This window comes from Streptomyces sp. NBC_00859 (assembly GCF_045161865.1).
Classification (GTDB): domain Bacteria; phylum Actinomycetota; class Actinomycetes; order Streptomycetales; family Streptomycetaceae; genus Streptomyces.
Genome location: NZ_CP108826.1, coordinates 6,520,911 through 6,538,628, shown reverse-complemented (window position 1 = coordinate 6,538,628; position 17,718 = coordinate 6,520,911). Strand labels below are relative to the sequence as shown.

The window sequence follows — 17,718 nt, the reverse complement described above, 5'->3', positions numbered from 1 at the left end:
GGCCGGGGTGTCGACCCCACCGAAGGAGCACGTCATGCCCGTCACCACCACCGAGTACGACAACGGCGGCGACCTCGCCCGCTACACCGACGCCCTCATCGCCACGAAGGACTCCCGCGAGCCGGACTGGGACACCCTCGCGTTCCAGGCCAAGGCCGGGGAGCAGTACCGCCGCGCCCAGATCCGCTACGTCGGTTCCGGCGCGACCGGCAACCACGACGGCGACAACCGGATCCTGCCGTCCGGCGGCTTCACCTTCTCCAACATGCTGCTCCCGCCGGGCGCCGAGGGCCCCGAGCACACCCACCACGATGTCGAGGAGGCCTTCTTCGTCCTGGAGGGCAAGGTGCGTGTCGGGATCCACCGCGGCGACAACGAGTCGCAGTACCGCACACTCGGCTACCGCGACATGATCGTGGTCCCGGCGGGCGTGGCGCGTTCGCTGAAGAACGAGGGCGACACCGACGCCCTGTTCTGCGTCGTCATCGGCACGCAGAAGCCGCAGGTCCCGACCTACCCGGAGCACTCGCCGATGCACGGCGTGACCCGCGGCTGATGCGCACCGTCGTCATCACAGGCGCGGGCCGTGGCCTGGGACTGGCCATGGCCCGCCGGGCCGGCGCGGACGGTTTCCGCACGGTGGTCGCCGAACTCGACCGGGAACGCGGCGATACGGCGGCCCGCTCGCTGCGCGGTGAAGGGCTCGACGCGCACTTCGTGCAGTGCGACGTGGCGGATCCCGGCTCGGTGGACGCACTCGCTTCGGCCGTCGCCGAGCTGGGCCCGCTGCACGGCCTAGTCAACAACGCGGCGCTCGCCAACGGCGTGGGCGGCAAGGAGTTCCAGGACATCACCGTCGCGGAGTGGGACCGGCTGATGGCCGTCAACGCCCGCTCCCCCTGGCTGGTCTCACGTGCCCTGCTGCCCCAGCTGCTGGCACACGGAGACGGCGGGCGCATCGTCCATCTCGCCTCCGACGCCGCCCTGTACGGCTCGGTACGGCTCGCCCACTACGTCACATCCAAGGGCGCCGTGATCGCGCTCACCCGGGCCATGGCCCGGGAACTCGGCGACCGCGGCATCACCGTGAACGCGGTGGCGCCCGGTATCACCGAGGGCGAGGCCACCGAGTCCGTACCGGCCGAGCGCCACGAGCTGTACCGCGCCAACCGGGCCATCTCGCGCCCGCAGCGCCCCGACGACCTGCTGGGGCTCGTCTCGTTCCTGCTGGGCGCGGAGTCCCGCTACCTCACCGGACAGGTGATCGCCGTCAACGGCGGCTTCACCATGAACTGACCCTCGGAGCAACTGATATGGATCTGGGCCTCGCCGACCGCACCGTACTGGTCACCGGCGGCAGCTCGGGCGTCGGCCTGGCCACGGTCCGCGCCCTGCTCGACGAAGGCGCGTACGTCGCCACCTGCGGCCGCGACGCGGACCGGCTCGCCGCTGCGGCCGCGGGACTCGGCGCCGGCGGCGACCGGCTGCTCACCGGAGTCTGCGACGTCCGGGACGCCGGAGCGGTCCGCCGCTTCACCGAGCGCACGGCGGAGCACTTCGGCGCGCTGGACGGGCTCGTCAACAACGCGGGCCAGTCCCGGATGAAGAGCTTCACCGAGAGCACGGCGCAGGACTGGCGGGACGAACTGGAGCTGAAGTTCGCCGGTGTCCTCAACCCGCTGCACGCGGGACTCGCCCTGCTGCGTGCCTCACCGGTGGCCTCCGTCGTCAACATCAACGCGGTCCTCGCCAAACAGCCCGAACCGCGGCTCATCACCACCAGCGCCGCGCGCGCCGGGATCCTCAACCTCGCCAAGTCCCTGTCGCAGGAGCTGGCCCCGGACGGCATCCGGGTCAACTCGGTCTGCCTGGGCCTGGTCGACACCGGGCAGTGGACACGGCGCCACGAGGCGTCCGGCACCCCGCTCCCCTACGAGCGGTGGCAGGCCGAACTGGCGGCCGACCGCGGGGTCTCGCTCGGCCGGCTGGGCCGCGCCGAGGAGGTCGCCTACGCGGTGCTGGCCCTGCTCTCACCCCGTGCCTCCTACATCACCGGCACCGGCATCGACGTCTGCGGCGGCGTCGGCCGCTCCATCATCTGAGGGGACCACCATGCGTTACACCACCGGAGGCGACCTCCTCGTCGCCGCCCTGCGCGAACTCGGCATCGACACGGTGTTCGGCATCGTCAGCGTGCACAATCTCCCCCTGGTCGAGGCCGTCGACCGGGAGCTGCGCTTCGTGCCCGTGCGGCACGAGGCCAGCGCGGTCAGCGCCGCCGACGCCTACGGCCGGGCGCGCGGCTCGATCGGCTGCGCGCTCACCTCGACGGGCACCGGCGCGGGCAACGCGGCCGGTTCGCTCATCGAGTCGCTCAGCTCGGGCACAGCCGTCCTGCACGTCACCGGGCAGATCGACAGCGCCTACCTGGGCAGCGGTCGCGGCTTCATCCATGAGACCAAGGACCAGCTCTCGATGTTGCGTGCGGTCTCCGCGTACGCCGAGACCGTCACATCGGCCGGTGACGCGGGCCGGTTGCTGCGCGAGGCTGCCCGCGCCGCGCTCACCGCTCCGGGCGGGCCCGGCAGCGTCGAGTGGCCGGTGGATCTCCAGTACGCGGCGCAGACGGACGACGGGGCGCCGCCGGCCGAGGCCCCTCGCCCGGTGCCCGACGCGGCCGAACTCGCCTCCGCCGCCGAGCTGCTGGCGTCCGCCAGGCGCCCGCTGATCTGGGCGGGAGGCGGGGCGGCCGGGGCGGGACCGCAGCTGGCGGCGCTCATCGCCGCGACCGGCGCGGGTCTGCTGACGTCCAACTCGGGGCGGGGAGCGGTGCCGGAGGACCACCCGGCGGTCATCGGCAACTTCGCCACCACGCCCGCGGGGCGTGCCCTGCTCGCCGACGCGGACGTCCTGCTCAGCGTCGGTACGCACTTCCGGTCCAACGAGACAGCCGACTACACGCTCGCGCTCCCCCCGGCCCACATCCAGATCGATGTCGACCCGGCCGCACTGGGCCGGGTCCACCCGGCACGCCACGCGCTGCACGGACGTGCGGCCGGCGTACTGGAGTCCCTGCTGACCCACGCCCGTCCGTCCGCACCGGAGTGGCCGGCCCGGGTCACGGCCGTACGCGACGAGGTACGGGCCCTGCTGCACGACTCCATCGGCCCGCAGGCCGCTGTCTGTGACGCGCTGCGGGCCGTGCTGCCCCGCGAGGCGGTCGTCGCCCGCGATGTCACCATCGCGTCCAGCAGCTGGGGCAACCGGCTGCTCGACATCTACGACCCGCGGTCCAATGTCTTCCCGCGCGGCGGGGGCATCGGGCAGGGGCTCGGCATGGGGATCGGGGCCGCGCTCGCCCGGCCGGACACACCCACGGTGGTCATGGCGGGCGACGGCGGCCTCGCGGTCCACCTCGGCGAACTGCTCACCCTCGCCCAGGAGCGGCCCGCCCTGACACTGGTCGTCTTCAACGACGGGGGCTACGGCGTGCTCCGCAATATGCAGGACCGCCGCAGCGAGCGGCGGTCCGGGGTCGATCTGGCGACGCCGGACTTCGAGCAGCTGGCTCGCGCCTGCGGCCTCCCGTACGCCCGGATTGCCGACGCCGGGCACGCGCACCCGGTGCTCGAACACGCGGTGGCGTCGGGCGGGCCGGTGCTCGTCGAGGTCGACCTGGCCGAACTCGGCCCGATGAAGACCCCGTTCACCCCGCCCGTCACCATCCCCGCGGCGTAGGGAGGCCACCATGGACGCACCCAGCGAGCCCCGGCTCGAACTCCTTGTCCGGACCATGACCCTGGAGGCCGAAGGGGTCCTCTCGGTCGGCCTCGCGCACCCGGACGGCAAACCGCTGCCGGCCTGGGAGCCCGGCGCCCATCTCGACGTGGAGGTCGGCGGACTGACCCGTCAGTACTCGCTCTGCGGCGATCCGCACGACCTGTCCGGGTACCGCATCGGCGTACTCGACGAGCCGGCCTCACGCGGCGGTTCACGGTATGTGCACACCCGGCTGCGGCCGGGCCAGCGGGTCACCGCCGCCGGCCCGAGGAATCACTTCGCCCTGGAGGCGGCGGCACGGTACGTCTTCGTCGCGGGCGGCATCGGCATCACCCCGGTCCTGCCGATGGCCCGGGAGGCCGAACGCCGCTCCGTCCCTTACACGCTGGTGCACGGCGGCCGGACGCGGGCGTCCATGGCGTTCGGCGCCGAGCTGGCGGCGCTCGGCGGCGGGAACGTACTCCGGCATCCGCAGGACGAGCTGGGGCACATCGATCTGGCGGCCGCTCTCGACGGATTGGGGCCGGACACGCTGGTGTACTGCTGCGGGCCGGAGCCGCTGCTCGCCGCCGTGGAGGCGGTCTGCCCGGCCGGGCAGCTGCGCGTGGAGCGGTTCGCCGCACCGGCCGTGGAACAGGCGGGCGACGACACGCCCTTCGACGTCGAGTGCCGCGCGTCGGGCGTGACCGTCACCGTCGACGGCGGCACGTCCGTCCTGGCGGCCGTCGAAGCCGCGGGGATCGGCGTCGGCAGTTCCTGCCGTGACGGCATCTGCGGCACCTGTGAGACGCGGGTGGTCGAAGGCATCCCGGACCACCGGGACTTCGTACTCAGCGACACCGAGCACGCGTCGAACGCGACCATGATGATCTGCGTGTCGCGCTGTGCCTCCGGCCGTCTCGTCCTCGATCTCTGAAGACTCGATCCGCGAACGCCCCGACTCCGAGCACACGAACTCCGAGTACTCGAACTCTCTGAACGCGGGCACCGAACCCCCGCCCCCCTGGAGGCACTGTGACCACCGACTGGCCCTACCTGGACGTGCACCAGTCACGCACCCACGAGCCGACCCCCTACGAGTACCGGCTGGCCTCGGCGCTCGAAGAGGTCTTCACTCACGAGGGCCATGAACTGACAGACGTCGTAAGGGGGCTGAACGCACGCCAGGTGCACTCCCCCGACGGTGCGCCGTGGACCGAGGAGTCCTTCCGCGCCGAGATCAACCGACTGGGAGCGTGACATGACGACTTCGACCGCCGACCACATCTACGCGACGGGCCTGCGCAACCAGTGGCACCCCGTCGTGCCCTCCCGGTTCGTGGCGCCGGGCGCCATGCGCAAGGTCACCGTGCTGGGCGAGCAGTGGCTGCTGTTCCGACGCTCCGACTCGACGCTCAGCATGCTCGCCGACCGCTGCCCGCACCGCGGAGCTCCGCTCTCGCTGGGCAAGCACCTGGGCGACCGGGTGGCGTGCTGGTACCACGGCCTGGAAATCGAGACCGACGGCACGGTCTCGTCCGTGCCGGGGCTGCCCGGCTGCAACCTGGAGGGCAAGAAGCTGGTCAGAAGCCTGCCGGTACGCGAGGTGGGCGGGGCTGTGCTGGCGTACTTCGGTGACGAGGAGCACCCGGAGCCGGCCCCGCTGACTCTGCCGGAGCCGCTCACCGACCCGGAGACCGACTCGTTCCTCTGCTACGCGGAGTGGAACGGCCCCTGGCGGTACGCGGTGGAGAACCTGCTCGACCCGATGCACGGCGCGTTCCTGCACCACGACTCGCACACCATGTTCGACGGCGACACCACGGCCAAGTTCCGCATCCGGGAGACGGACCGCGGCTACTACTTCGAGAAGACCGACCAGCGCGGCGTCAACTTCGACTGGGTCGAGCTGTGCCGGACCGGTGTCGACTGGGTCGACCTGTCGATCCCCTACCCGCCGTCCGCGGGCCCCGGTGGCCCGTTCGGCATCGTCGGGATGGTGTGCCCGGTGGACGAGAACCGCACGGGCGTCTTCTTCTGGCGCTACCGCAAGGTCGAGGGCTGGCAGCGGGACAGCTGGCGCTTCCTCTACCGGACCCTGATCGAGGAGCGCCACTGGGCCGTGCTGGAACAGGACCGGGTGATGCTGGAGGCCATGCCCGCAGACGCCGACCAGCGGGAGAACCTCTACCAGCACGACCTGGGCGTGGTCCGGCTCCGCCGCATGTACCGGGCGGAGGCCGAAGCCCAGGCGGCGGAGCCCGCTTCGGCTCACTGACCGCCGGGCACACCCTGCGGGCCGGCCCGGCCCGCAGGCCCTGCTTCGGCTCACTGACCGCCGGGCACACCCTGCGGGCCGGCCCGGCCCGCAGGCCCGGGGTCCGTGTCCGACTCGGTGATGGACCGTTCAAGACGCGAGAGCAGCCGTGCCAGCTGACGGCACTCCGCCGGGGTGAGTCCGCCGAGCATCCGGCGGTCGTTGTCGAGATGCTCGGCGAACACCTCGTCAGCCTTGGCGAGCCCCGCGTCCGTGAGCCGCGAGTAGACGACGCGGCGGTCGTCGGCGTCGCGCTCCCGGACGATCAGACCGTCCTTCTCCAGCCGGTCGATCCGCAGCGTCACCCCCGCTGACGAGACCAGCCCCGAGTCGGCGAGCTGGCCCGCCGTCAGCCGGTAGGGGGCACCGGCCCTGCGCAGTGCGGTCAGTACGTCGAAGCCCGCCACCGAGAGCCCGTGCCGGTCGATCGCGGTGGTGAGCCGGGCGCTGTACCGGAGGAAGGTGCGGTGCAGTCGGGCGAGGACCTCCAGCGGTGCGGTGTCCAGCTCGGGCCGCTCCCTCGCCCAGTCGCCCACGATGGACGCGACAGCGTCCCGGTATGCCCCCGCCGCCTTCTTCCCGGCCATGCGCCGCAGCCTCCCTGTCCCCGCTCACACATCACGTAAAGATGAAACCTTAGCCCTGAAATAATATCGGTCACGGACCACCGGCGTACGGGGCCCGTCAGGACGGATCGGGCCGGATACGCGGACCCGCGTGCGCGAGCGGCCGCGGAGGAGCCATAATCAGCAGATACATCGGATGTCTGTTGAGGCGAGGTTCCCATGGCTGTGACCGACGAGGCCATCGAGAAGATCAAGGAAATGATCGTCTCGGGCGCACTGCGGCCCGGCGACCGGCTGCCCAAGGAGAGCGAGCTCGCGGCGGAGCTCGGCCTCTCGCGCAACTCGCTGCGCGAGGCGGTGCGCGCGCTGTCGCTGATCCGCATCCTGGACGTACGGCAGGGCGACGGTACGTACGTCACGAGCCTCGACCCGCAGCTGCTGCTCGAAGCGATGAGCTTCGTCGTGGACTTCCACCGGGACGACACCGTGCTCGAATTCCTGGCCGTCCGGCGCATCCTGGAGCCGGCCGCCACCGCGATGGCCGCACACCGCATCGGCGAGGAGGAGCTGGAGACGCTCAGCGCCCAGCTGGACGCGCTCGGCCCGCAGCCGTCCGTGGAGGAGCTGGTCGCCTGCGACCTGGAGTTCCACCGGGGCATCGTGCAGAGCTCGGGGAATTCGGTCCTCTGCTCGCTGCTCGACAGCCTCTCGGGGCCCACCACCCGCGCCCGGGTGTGGCGCGGGTTGACCCAGGAGGACGCGGTGAGCCGTACCCTCCACGAGCACCGCGCCATCCTGACAGCACTCAGGGACCGGGACGCCGAAGCGGCCCGGTCCTGGGCGACCGTGCACATCGCCAGCGTCGAGCAGTGGCTCCGCTCGACGCTGTGAGTCCGGTGCCGGGCGGGACCGGGCCTCCGCGGCCCGGTCCCGGAGGCACAGCGGTCAGTCCTGCTCCTCACCGCTCGCGAAGCGGGAGGCGATCAGCGCGATGATGATGATCGCGCCGTTGAGGAACGTCTCCCACTGGCCGGGCACGCCGGCGAGCGTCATCACATTGACCACCAGCTGCAGGGCCAGCACACCGGTGAGTGCGCCGAAGATCGTGCCCCGCCCGCCCTTCAGCCCGATGCCGCCGATGACGGCGGCGGCCATGACCTGGAAGATCATGTCCTTGCCCTGTGCGGCGCCCACCGAGCCGTAGTGGCCGGTGTAGAGGATTCCGGCGAAGGCCGCCAGCAGCCCGCCGATCGCCAGCACGATCCAGGTGATCCGGTCCACCCGGATACCGGCGGCGCGGGCCGCCTCCGGGTTGCCGCCGATCGCGTACAGCGACCGGCCGTGCCGGGTCCAGGCCAGCGCGGCCCCGCCGATCGCGAACAGCGCCAGGCAGATCCAGACCGCGGCGGGGGCGCCGAGCCAGGAAGCCCTGCCCAGGTAGCTGAACGACGCCGGGACATCGATGATCGACTTGCCCTCGGTGATCCCGATGTGCAGCCCGCGGAGCATCATCAGCATGCCGAGCGTCGCGATGAAACCGTTGACGCGCAGCTTGAGCATCAGAAAGCCGTTGAAGGCGCCGATCGCCAGGCCCGCGAGCAGGCAGAGCGGGATCGCCGTCCACGCGGGCAGCAGCCCCAGTCCGGTGAAGCGGTCGCCCGACGACGGAAGGACCAGCCACAGCGCGATGACCGGCGCGATACCGATCGTCGACTCAAGCGACAGGTCCATGCGCCCGCAGATGAGGATGAAGGCCTGGGCGAGCACCAGCAGGCTGAGTTCGGACGACTGCTGGATGACGTTGATCAGGTTCTGCGATGTCAGGAACACCGGCGAGACGATGAATCCGATCACCATCAGCACCAGGATCACCGGCACGAGCGAGAAGTCGCTCCATCGGATCAGCGCCAGCCTGGCGCGCACCGGGCTCACCTGGTCCCTGGCCGTCTCGGCCGGTACCGGCCGGATCGTGTCGGTCATGCCCGCTCCCCCACACCTTCCATGGCGGCGACCAGTTCCCCGTCCGTCCACCCGCTGTCGTATTCGGCGACGACCCGCCCGTGGAAGAGCGTGACCACCCTGTCGCACACGCGCAGGTCGTCGAGTTCGTCGGAGATGATCACGGCCGCGTTGCCCTCGTCGGCGACCCGCCTCACCACACCCAGGAGCGAGTCCTTGGACCTGATGTCCACTCCGGCCGTCGGCCGTACCGCGACCAGGGTGCTGGGGTTGCGGGCCAGCGCACGGGCGACCACCACTTTCTGCTGGTTGCCGCCCGAGAGCCCGGAGACCTTCTGGTCGGGGCCGGTGGTCTTGATGTCGAGCGAGGAGATCATGCTTCGCGCGAACTCACGGGTGCGGGAGGGCAGTACGGTCCCCCACGGCCCCAGCTGGCCGGCGACGGTCAGGGTGGCGTTCTCCGCCACGCTGCGTTCCAGCACCAGCCCTTGGCGGTGCCGGTCCTCGGGGATGTAGCCGATTCCCGCGTCCAGCGCGTGCGGCACGCTTCCCGCCCGTACAGCACGGCCACGGACGGAGACCCGTCCGGACGTGGCCCTGCGCATGCCGACGAGTGTCTCGCCCAGCGCCGTGTTGCCACTGGCGGCGGCCCCGGCGATACCGAGCACCTCGCCGGGGTGCACCTCGATGTCCAGAGGCTCGAACTCACCGTCGAGGGCGAGCCCTTCGGTACGCAGCACCGGCCCGGCCGGCTGCACCCCCGCGGCCTGCTTCGCACCGGGCGCCGCATGCCAGGCCACCGGCCCGGCCGCCGACTCGCCGGTCATCGCGGCGACCAGATCGGCCTTGCCCAGGTCGGCGACGGGCGCCGTCAGAACGTGCCGGGCGTCGCGGTAGACCGTCACGGCCGTGCACAGCTCGTACACCTCCTGGAGGTGGTGGGAGATGAACAGGAACGCCACACCCTGGCTCTGGAGGTCCCTGAGCTTGGTGAACAGGCTCTGGATCCCGCGTGCGTCGAGCTGCGCCGTCGGTTCGTCGAGGATGATCAGCCGGGCGCCGAACGACAGCGCGCGGGCGATCTCCACGAACTGCACCTGCTCGACGGAGAGATCCTTCGCCCGGGTGTTGGGGTCGACGTTCACCCCGTACTCGGCGAGCAGCGCCTCGGCCCGCTTGCGCAGACGGGCCCAGCTGATCCAGCGGCCGCCCTTCTCACCGCGGCGGGTGCCGAAGTTGTTGAGGAAGAGGTTCTCGGCCACGGTGAGATCGGGGACGGCCATGGACTTCTGGTAGACACAGGCGACCTTCGACTGCCAGGCCATGGTGTCGCCGAACGCGGGCGCGGGCTCACCACTGAACGTGACCGTGCCCGCGTCCGGCTTGTGGAGGCCGGTGACGACACCGACGAGGGTGGACTTGCCGGCGCCGTTGCGCCCGACCAGGGCGTGCGACTCACCGGGCTGGACCGTCAGGCGGACATCGTCGAGTGCGACGGTGGGACCGAAGCGTTTGGTGATGCCCTGCGCGTGGATCGCGGGTACGTCCGGCATCGTCAGTTCTTCTTCCCGAGCTGGTTGGCCCACAGCTTCGGGTCGTTCACATTGGCCTTGGTCACGAGCGGCGCGGGGAGCTGGTCCTCGTAGCCGTTCGGGATCTTGATGATGGTGGAGTCGTGGTCCGTCGGACCCGTCTTGAAGGTCTTGCCGTCGACGGCCGCCTTGGCGTAGTACAGCGCGTACTTCGCGTAGAGGTCGGCGGGCTGGGAGATGGTCGCGTCGATCTTGCCGGCCTTGATCGCGTCGAACTCCTCCGGGATGCCGTCGTTGGAGATGATCGTGATGTGGCCCTTGGTGCCGGCCGGCTTCAGCAGCTTCTTCTGCTCCAGGAGTGCGAGCGTGGGCTGCAGGAAGACACCGCCCGCCTGCATGTATATGCCGTTGATGTCGGGGTTGGCGGCCAGGGTGGACTGGAGCTTGGCCGATGCGACGTCGCCCTTCCAGTCGGTGGCCAGCTCGAAGACCTTGATCTTGGGGAAGTTCTTGGTCATGCACGACTTGAAGGCCACCGAGCGGTCCCGGCCGTTGATCGACGACAGGTCGCCCTGGAACTCGACGGCCTTCCCCTTGCCCTTCAGCTGCTTGCCGAGGTACTTGCAGGCGTTCTCGCCGTAGGCGCGGTTGTCGGCACGCACCACCATGTAGACGTCGCCCTTGTCGGGGCGGGTGTCGACACTGATGACGGGGATCTTCTTCCGGTTGAGGTTCTGCAGCGTCGAGGCGATGGCCCCGGTGTCCTGCGGTGCCATCACGACGGCCTTGGCGCCCTGGTCGCTGAACGTCTGGACGTTGGCGACCAGTTTGCCGATGTCGTTCTGCGAGTTGGTCAGCGGGAGCGCCTTGACATCACCCGCCGCGACGCCCTTCTTGACGTACTGCTGGTAGGAGTTCCAGAAGTCGCTGTCGCTGCGCGGCAGGTCGATGCCGACCTTCTTGTCGGCCGAGTCGCTGCCGGAGTCGCGGTTGCAGCCCGCGAGCGCTGTCACGGCCAGCAGTACGGCGCAGGCCGCCGCACTCGTTGTACGCACTCTCATTGGTGTCCCGTCCTTGATAGTGGCGCTTGATGCTCTGTCGGCCGTACGGTCCGGCCGCCCGGCCCGTGTGCCCGTTCGGTCTGCCCGGAACGTCCTCAGCTGCCGGCGGGGCGCAGGCGCAGTCCCTGCATTCCGCCGTCGACCGCGAGTGCCGTCCCTGTCACGGCCGCCGCCGCGGGGCTCGCGAGGTAGAGGACGGCCGCCGCCACCTCTCCGGCGGTGACCAGGCGTCCGGTGGGCTGGCGGGCGTTGAGCGCCGCGCGCTCGGCCGCCGGGTCGTCGGCCTGGCCGAGCAGGCGCCCGACCCACGGTGTGTCCGCGGTACCGGGGTTGACGCAGTTGACCCGGATGCCCTCCCGGACGTGGTCGGCGGCCATGGCCAGGGTCAGCGAGAGGACCGCGCCCTTGCTCGCGCTGTAGAGGGCGCGCTGCGGCAGTCCGGCGGTCGCGGCGATCGAGCAGGTGTGGGTGACCGAGACGCACCCCGGGCGGTCGGCGGCCGAGCGGCGCAGGTGCGGCAGTGCGTGGCGGGCGGTGCGGACCATGCCGAGGACGTTGATGTCCAGGACGCGCTGCCACTCCTCGTCCGAGTTGTCGGCGACGGTACCCACGGCGCCGATGCCCGCGTTGGACACCACGGTGTGCAGCGCGCCGAATTCGGCCGCTGCCGCGTCGACCGCCTCCCGTACCGCGCCGTCGTCGGTGACGTCCGCCTTGAGCGCGAGGGCTCCGTCCGGCGCACCGTCTGTCTCGCGGTCGAGTACGGCGACCCGGGCGCCCCGGGCCAGCAGTTCGGTGGCGATGGCGGCTCCGATGCCGGAAGCTCCGCCGGTGACCAGGGCGCCGAGCCCTTCGAAGTCGCGTGCAGTGGTCACGAGTTGACCTCCTCGGTGGTGCGGCGGGCCTGCCAGACGGGCCCGTCGGGGTAGCGGTGTGCGGCGAGGGAAGCGGGGTGCATCCGGGCGGAGAAGCCCGGCGCGCGGGGCGCCCGGTAGCGTCCCGCCTCGATCACCGCGGGGTCGGTGAAGTGTTCGTGCAGGTGGTCCACGTACTCGATGACGCGGTCTTCCTGGCTGCCCGACACGGCGACGTAGTCGAACATCGCCAGGTGCTGGACGAGTTCGCACAGCCCGACGCCGCCCGCGTGGGGGCAGACCGGGATGCCGAACTTGGCCGCGAGCAGCAGGATCGCGAGGTTCTCGTTGACTCCGGCGACCCGCGCCGCGTCGATCTGGACGAAGTCGACTGCGCCCGCCTGGAGCAGCTGCTTGAAGACGACCCGGTTGGCGACGTGCTCCCCGGTGGCGACCTTCACGGGCTGGCCGGCGCGTACGGCCGCGTGACCGAGGATGTCGTCGGGGCTGGTCGGCTCCTCGATCCAGTGCGGGTCGTAGGGTGCGAGCGCGTCCATCCACCGCAGGGCGTCCGCGACGTCCCAGCGCTGGTTGGCGTCGACCGCCACCCGGATGCCGGGGCCGACGGCCGCGCGCGCCAGCTTCATTCTGCGGACGTCGTCATCGAGGTCGGCGCCGACCTTCAGCTTGATCTGTCCGAAGCCCGCGGCGACCGCCTCCTGGGCGAGCCGGACCAGCTTCTCGTCGGAGTAACCGAGCCAGCCGGGTGAGGTGGTGTACGCGGGGTAGCCGTCGGCGCGGAGGCGGGCGGCCCGCTCGGTACGGCCGGGCTCGGCGGCGCGCAGGATGGCGAGCGCGTCGTCGGGGGTGAGGGCGTCGGACAGATAGCGGAAGTCGACGAGCGAGACGAGCTCCTCCGGTGTCATACCGGCGAGGAACTCCCAGACCGGCTTGCCCGCCACGCTCGCCGCCAGGTCCCAGGCGGCGTTGATGACCGCGCCCGCCGCCATGTGCATCACCCCCTTCTCGGGGCCGAGCCAGCGCAACTGCGAGTCGTGCGTGAGGTCGTGGTGGAGCGCCGAGAGACCGGCGGCGGTGAGCGGCGCGGGCCGTCCTTCCACGTAGGGCCGCAGTGCTTCGATGGCGGCGGCGATGACGTCGTTGCCGCGCCCGATGGTGAAACAGAAGCCATGCCCCTCGGCACCGCCCGGCGCGTCGGTGCGGAGCACCACATAGGCCGCCGAGTAGTCGGGATCCGGGTTCATGGCGTCCGAGCCGTCGAGCTGTTCCGAGGTGGGGAATCGGATGTCGTGGACCTCGAACCCCGTGACGGTCGGACTCATCCACACTCCCTTGGTAAGAACTGACTTGGTAAGAACCGGCTTGATGAGAACCGGCTTGATGAGAACTGCCTCGGCGAGAACCGGTCAGAACATCGGACCTTTAATTTGTCATCCGATGTATAGCGCCGCACATGCCCCACCGTCCAGAGGTGAGACGAGATTTGCCGGTACAGCTCGGATGAATCGGCGCGATATGGGCAGACTGTCGGAACGGCTCGGCCCGTCGGCGATTGCCCGGTGTACCGCAGGTCGGGATGAACGGGGGCGTGCGCAAGGGCTGCGTCGGGGTACCCGGGAAGCCGTAAGGTTGATGCGTACGAGAAGAACTTCGGAGGGAGGCACTGGGTGATCGAGCTCGAGGGGGTTCCCGAGCTGATCGACCCGGTCATGGTGGCCGCGTTCGAGGGCTGGAACGACGCCGGCGACGCAGCCTCCACCGCGGTCGCGCACCTGGACCGGGAATGGAAGGGCGAGGTGTTCGCGGCGCTCGACGCCGAGGACTACTACGACTTCCAGGTCAACCGGCCCACGGTGTGGCTGGACGGCGGGGTACGCAAGGTGACCTGGCCGACGACCCGGCTCTCCGTGATCCGGGTGACCGGTGACAAGCCCCGCGACCTGGTACTGGTCCGCGGGATCGAACCGTCCATGCGCTGGCGCTCGTTCTGCAACGAGATCCTCGGCTTCGCCCACGAGCTGGGCGTCGAGATGGTGGTGATCCTGGGCGCACTGCTCGGCGACACCCCGCACACCAGGCCGGTGCCGGTCAGCGGAGTCACGTCGGACGCGGATCTGGCCCGGACGATGGACCTGGAGGAGACACGGTACGAGGGGCCGACCGGCATCGTCGGCATCCTCCAGGAGGCGTGCACCCATGCCGGCGTGCCCGCGGTGAGCCTGTGGGCCGCGGTCCCGCACTACGTGTCACAGCCCCCCAACCCGAAGGCGACGCTCGCCCTGCTGAACCGGCTGGAGGACCTGATCGACCTGCGGATCCCGCTGGGCGAGCTGCCCGAGGACGCACGGGCGTGGCAGGTAGGGGTGGACCAACTGGCCGCCGAGGACAGCGAGGTGGCGGAGTACGTCCAGACGCTGGAGGAGGCGCGCGACACCGCGGAGCTCCCCGAGGCGTCCGGTGAAGCCATCGCGCGGGAGTTCGAGCGGTATCTGCGCCGCCGGGACGGCGGTCCTGGTCCCGGCCTGGCGGGCGGCGGGCACGCGACGGACGGCGGTGAGGGGAGCAGCTACCTGCGTGACGGCCCGTCCCCCGGCAGCAGGTCCAGACCGCCGAAACCCCAGCGGCCCGAGCCGGGCAGCGGCAGGCCGACGGACGACGAGACCGGCCCGGAGGACTCCCCCGAGGAGTGAGCCCGGCGGGGTCCTTGACTGCGGGAGAGGGGCGGTGCGTGCGGCGCACCGCCCCTCTCCGCTGCGGTCCCAGGGCCCGGCAGCCGCGCCATGGAACGGGACCGCCCCCGGAGTCCATACGGAGGAATCCGGGGGCGGAAGGGGCGAAGACGGCCTCTCTCAGGACCTCTCCTTTACAGGGCCACTCCGAGCAGGGCGTCGACAGCGCGCGACACGACACCGGGCGCACCCTCGTCCGTACCGCCGCCGGACTGCTGAAGTGCGGCCCAGCGGTCGACGGCGCGCAGTGCGGCCGGTGCGTCGAGATCGTCGGCGAGCGCCTGCCTGATCTCCTCGACCAGGGCGTCGGCGGAGGGGCCGTCGGGCCGCGAGACGGCGGCGCGCCAGCGCGCGAGCCGCTCCACCGCGTCCTGGAGGACCTGGTCCGTCCACTCCCAGTCGGAGCGGTAATGATGGGCCAGCAGGCTCAGCCGGATCGCCGCCGGATCCACCCCGTCGTGACGCAGCTTCGACACGAAGACCAGATTGCCCTTGGACTTGGACATCTTCTCGCCGTCCAGGGCGACCATGCCGGCGTGCACATAGGCCTGGGCGAACGGGTGCTCGCCGGTCAGCACCTGGGCGTGCGACGCGCCCATCTCGTGGTGCGGGAAGGCGAGGTCGGACCCGCCGCCCTGGACGTCGAAGCCCATTCCGAGGTGGTCGAGGGCGATGGCGACACACTCGATGTGCCAGCCGGGCCTGCCACGGCCCAGGGAGCCGCCGTCCCAGCTCGGCTCGCCCTCACGGGCACCCAGCCAGAGCATCGGGTCCAGCGGGTTCTTCTTGCCGGGCCGCTCGGGGTCACCGCCCCGCTCGGCCGAGAGCAGCCGCATCGCTTCCGCGTCCAGGTTCGACACCTCGCCGAAGTGCGTGTCGCTCTCCACGGAGAAGTAGACGTCGCCTTCGAGGTCGTAGGCCGCTCCGCTGTCCCGCAGCCGCTCGACGAGCGGCACGATGCCCGGGATGGCCTCGACCGCGCCGATGTAGTGCTTCGGCGGAAGCATGCGCAGCGCGGTCATGTCCTCACGGAACAGCGCCGTCTCGCGCTCCGCGAGCTCGGTCCAGTCCTCACCGTCGCGGACGGCCCGCTCCAGCAGCGGATCGTCCACGTCCGTCACGTTCTGGACGTAGTGGACCTGCCGCTTGGTGTCGAGCCACACGCGCTGCACGAGGTCGAACGCGTTGTAGGTCGCCGCATGACCGATGTGGGTCGCGTCGTACGGCGTGATGCCGCACACGTAGATGCGGGCGACGGGGCCGGGGTCGAGGGTGACTCGTCCGCCGGTCGCGGTGGAGTGGATCTGGAGGTCGGCGCCCTTGCCGGGCAGGGCGGGAACCTCAGAAGCGGGCCAGGCATACATGTACACGAGCGTAACCGGACACCAGTTCCGGAAACGAACCGGAGTAGTGACGTTGGCCGAATCGGCACCCTTGCGCAGGAGGCGAACACGGGTGTCAGGAGCCGTCGCGTCGCGCGATCCCGTGCCGCGGCGTGCCGATGTGCCGCCGCAGGGCTAGACCGGCGGCCATGGGATCGCCGGCCACTCCCCGCTCGGAGCCGGGTGCAGACCGGCCTCGCGCAAGGCCTCCACGCGCCCGCGCAGCGCCGCCAGCTCTGCCCCGGTGATCAGCCCCGCCAGCCGGTCCGCGAGCTCGCTGCCGGGCGCCAGCGCTTCCGCCAGCCGGTCCAGCACCGCGGCCGTCTCCGGAGTCAGCGGTTCGCCCGCCCACCCCCACAGCAGCGTCCGCAGTTTGTCGTCGGCGTTGAAGGTGACCCCGTGGTCGATGCCGTAGAGCCGCCCCTCGCCGGTCGGCAGCAGATGACCGCCCTTGCGGTCGCCGTTGTTGATCACTGCGTCGAGCACCGAGAGCCGCCGCAGCCGTTCGTCGTCGGCGTGCACCAGGAGCGCCGTCCGCCCTTCGCCCACCTCGGCGAAGGCGATGGCCTTCCACCCTTCGGCGGGCTCTTCCTCCTCGACGAGGGCCAGCAGCGACGGTTCGGCGGCGGACTCGATCCACAGCTGACACATGCCCTCGCCGTACGGCCCGTCACGCAGCACCGTCGGGGGCACGAACCCCCACCCGGTCGCTTCGGAGACCTCGTACGCGGCCACCTCCCGCTGGGCGAGGGTGCCGTCGGGAAAGTCCCACAGCGGCCGCTCACCGGCGACCGGCTTGTACACGCAGGCCGCTTCCCGGCCCTCGTACGCGACCGAACAGTAGAGCACCGCGTTCGAAGCCTCGCGCACCCGGCCGCGGACCGTCAGCTCCCCCTCCAGGAGGAGTCGGGTGTCCGTCACGCCCCCCTGCGGTATCCGTTCTGGCGCGGGCATACATGTCCCTCCGGGTCGAGCGGCAGGCTGCACAGCGGGCACGGCGGCCGTCCCGCGTTGACGACGTCGAGCGCGCGCTTGGCGAAGGACCTGGCCTGCGCCCCGGTCAGCCGTACGCGCAGCATCGGCGGGCCGTTCTCGTCGTCCTGGAGGAGCCGTTCCTCGGCCTCCGCAAGGTCTTCGTCGGTGTCCGCCTCCAGTTCGACGAGCGCCTGGGCCTCGATGATCATGCGCTGTTCGTCGCCGTCCCACGCCAGTGCCATCGTGCCGACGCGGAACTCCTCCTCGACGGGGGCGTCCAGCGGGGCGGTGTCACCGGTCCCGGACGGTGCGGCGGCCGGCACCGGGGAGTTGCCCCCGGTCCTGCGCACCACCTCGTCGAGCAGTTCGTCGATGCGCTCGGCGAGCGCGGCCACCTGCGTCTTCTCCAGGGCCACGCTGGTGACGCGGGGCCCGGACGAGGCCTGCAGGAAGAACGTACGGCGCCCAGGCAGCCCGACCGTACCGGCAACGAAGCGGTCCGGCGGGTCGTAGAAGTACACCTGACGGGACACGTCCTGATCTCCATGGGGTTCGGCTGCGGG

At 71.0% G+C, this 17,718-nt stretch carries 18 protein-coding genes; 9 read left to right on the top strand and 9 right to left on the bottom strand.

Annotation, left to right across the window (positions count from 1 at the left end; genetic code table 11):
* The first annotated feature begins 34 nt into the window (after positions 1–34).
* From OG584_RS28775 to OG584_RS28745, 7 genes are all read left to right on the top strand, one after another.
* Positions 35–556, top strand: coding sequence for a cupin domain-containing protein (locus OG584_RS28775; protein WP_405782166.1), 522 nt, complete (start codon positions 35–37; stop codon positions 554–556).
* The gene (locus OG584_RS28770; RefSeq protein WP_405782164.1) at positions 556–1,296 is read left to right on the top strand and encodes an SDR family oxidoreductase; all 741 of its coding nucleotides are present in this window, start codon (positions 556–558) and stop codon (positions 1,294–1,296) included. The genes OG584_RS28775 and OG584_RS28770 overlap by 1 nt, the downstream gene beginning before the upstream one ends.
* A gap of 17 nt (positions 1,297–1,313) precedes the next feature.
* Positions 1,314–2,102, top strand: a complete 789-nt coding sequence (locus OG584_RS28765) for an SDR family oxidoreductase (RefSeq protein ID WP_405782162.1) — start codon at positions 1,314–1,316, stop codon at positions 2,100–2,102.
* Between the two features lie 10 nt (positions 2,103–2,112).
* Entirely contained in the window at positions 2,113–3,738 is a 1,626-nt protein-coding gene (locus tag OG584_RS28760) for a thiamine pyrophosphate-binding protein (RefSeq protein WP_405782160.1), read from the top strand.
* Between the two features lie 10 nt (positions 3,739–3,748).
* A complete protein-coding gene (locus OG584_RS28755) occupies positions 3,749–4,696 on the top strand; it encodes a PDR/VanB family oxidoreductase (protein WP_405782158.1) in 948 nt (315 codons plus the stop codon).
* Positions 4,697–4,794: 98 nt separating this feature from the next.
* A complete protein-coding gene (locus OG584_RS28750; RefSeq protein ID WP_405782157.1) occupies positions 4,795–5,019 on the top strand; it encodes a recombinase-like helix-turn-helix domain-containing protein in 225 nt (74 codons plus the stop codon).
* A gap of 1 nt (position 5,020) precedes the next feature.
* Entirely contained in the window at positions 5,021–6,037 is a 1,017-nt protein-coding gene (locus OG584_RS28745) for a Rieske 2Fe-2S domain-containing protein (protein ID WP_405782155.1), read from the top strand.
* 50 nt (positions 6,038–6,087) lie between these two features.
* On the opposite strand, the gene OG584_RS28740 is transcribed toward OG584_RS28745, so the two are convergent.
* Positions 6,088–6,663, bottom strand: coding sequence for a MarR family winged helix-turn-helix transcriptional regulator (locus OG584_RS28740; protein ID WP_405782153.1), 576 nt, complete (start codon positions 6,661–6,663; stop codon positions 6,088–6,090).
* 198 nt (positions 6,664–6,861) lie between these two features.
* Between OG584_RS28740 and OG584_RS28735 the strand changes: the two genes are divergently transcribed.
* Positions 6,862–7,533, top strand: a complete 672-nt coding sequence (locus OG584_RS28735; RefSeq protein WP_164265741.1) for a FadR/GntR family transcriptional regulator — start codon at positions 6,862–6,864, stop codon at positions 7,531–7,533.
* A 54-nt stretch (positions 7,534–7,587) separates the two neighbouring features.
* On the opposite strand, the gene OG584_RS28730 is transcribed toward OG584_RS28735, so the two are convergent.
* The 5 genes from OG584_RS28730 to OG584_RS28710 form a co-directional block, all read right to left on the bottom strand.
* Entirely contained in the window at positions 7,588–8,622 is a 1,035-nt protein-coding gene (locus OG584_RS28730) for an ABC transporter permease (protein WP_405782151.1), read from the bottom strand.
* Positions 8,619–10,154, bottom strand: coding sequence for a sugar ABC transporter ATP-binding protein (locus OG584_RS28725; protein WP_405782150.1), 1,536 nt, complete (start codon positions 10,152–10,154; stop codon positions 8,619–8,621). Before OG584_RS28725 ends, OG584_RS28730 begins: the two co-directional genes overlap by 4 nt.
* A 2-nt stretch (positions 10,155–10,156) precedes the next feature.
* Positions 10,157–11,194, bottom strand: a complete 1,038-nt coding sequence (locus tag OG584_RS28720) for a sugar ABC transporter substrate-binding protein (RefSeq protein WP_405782149.1) — start codon at positions 11,192–11,194, stop codon at positions 10,157–10,159.
* A 95-nt stretch (positions 11,195–11,289) separates the two neighbouring features.
* Positions 11,290–12,069: an SDR family NAD(P)-dependent oxidoreductase gene (locus tag OG584_RS28715; RefSeq protein ID WP_405782148.1), complete on the bottom strand. Its 780-nt coding sequence runs from the start codon at positions 12,067–12,069 to the stop codon at positions 11,290–11,292.
* Positions 12,066–13,391, bottom strand: coding sequence for an enolase C-terminal domain-like protein (locus OG584_RS28710; protein WP_405782146.1), 1,326 nt, complete (start codon positions 13,389–13,391; stop codon positions 12,066–12,068). The genes OG584_RS28715 and OG584_RS28710 overlap by 4 nt, the downstream gene beginning before the upstream one ends.
* Positions 13,392–13,736: 345 nt before the next feature.
* Between OG584_RS28710 and OG584_RS28705 the strand changes: the two genes are divergently transcribed.
* Complete coding sequence (locus OG584_RS28705) at positions 13,737–14,759, top strand: PAC2 family protein (protein ID WP_405782145.1); 1,023 nt, start codon at positions 13,737–13,739, stop codon at positions 14,757–14,759.
* A 173-nt stretch (positions 14,760–14,932) separates the two neighbouring features.
* Here OG584_RS28705 and mshC read toward each other — a convergent pair whose 3' ends face one another.
* The 3 genes from mshC to OG584_RS28690 all read right to left on the bottom strand — a co-directional run bounded on the left by mshC (position 14,933) and on the right by OG584_RS28690 (position 17,688).
* Positions 14,933–16,162, bottom strand: a complete 1,230-nt coding sequence (gene mshC, locus OG584_RS28700) for a cysteine--1-D-myo-inosityl 2-amino-2-deoxy-alpha-D-glucopyranoside ligase (RefSeq protein WP_405782144.1) — start codon at positions 16,160–16,162, stop codon at positions 14,933–14,935.
* A gap of 153 nt (positions 16,163–16,315) precedes the next feature.
* On the bottom strand, positions 16,316–17,134 hold the full coding sequence (locus OG584_RS28695; protein ID WP_405782142.1) for an SCO1664 family protein: 819 nt from the start codon (positions 17,132–17,134) through the stop codon (positions 16,316–16,318).
* On the bottom strand, positions 17,098–17,688 hold the full coding sequence (locus OG584_RS28690; RefSeq protein WP_405782140.1) for a DUF3090 domain-containing protein: 591 nt from the start codon (positions 17,686–17,688) through the stop codon (positions 17,098–17,100). Before OG584_RS28690 ends, OG584_RS28695 begins: the two co-directional genes overlap by 37 nt.
* Between the last annotated feature and the right edge of the window lie 30 nt (positions 17,689–17,718).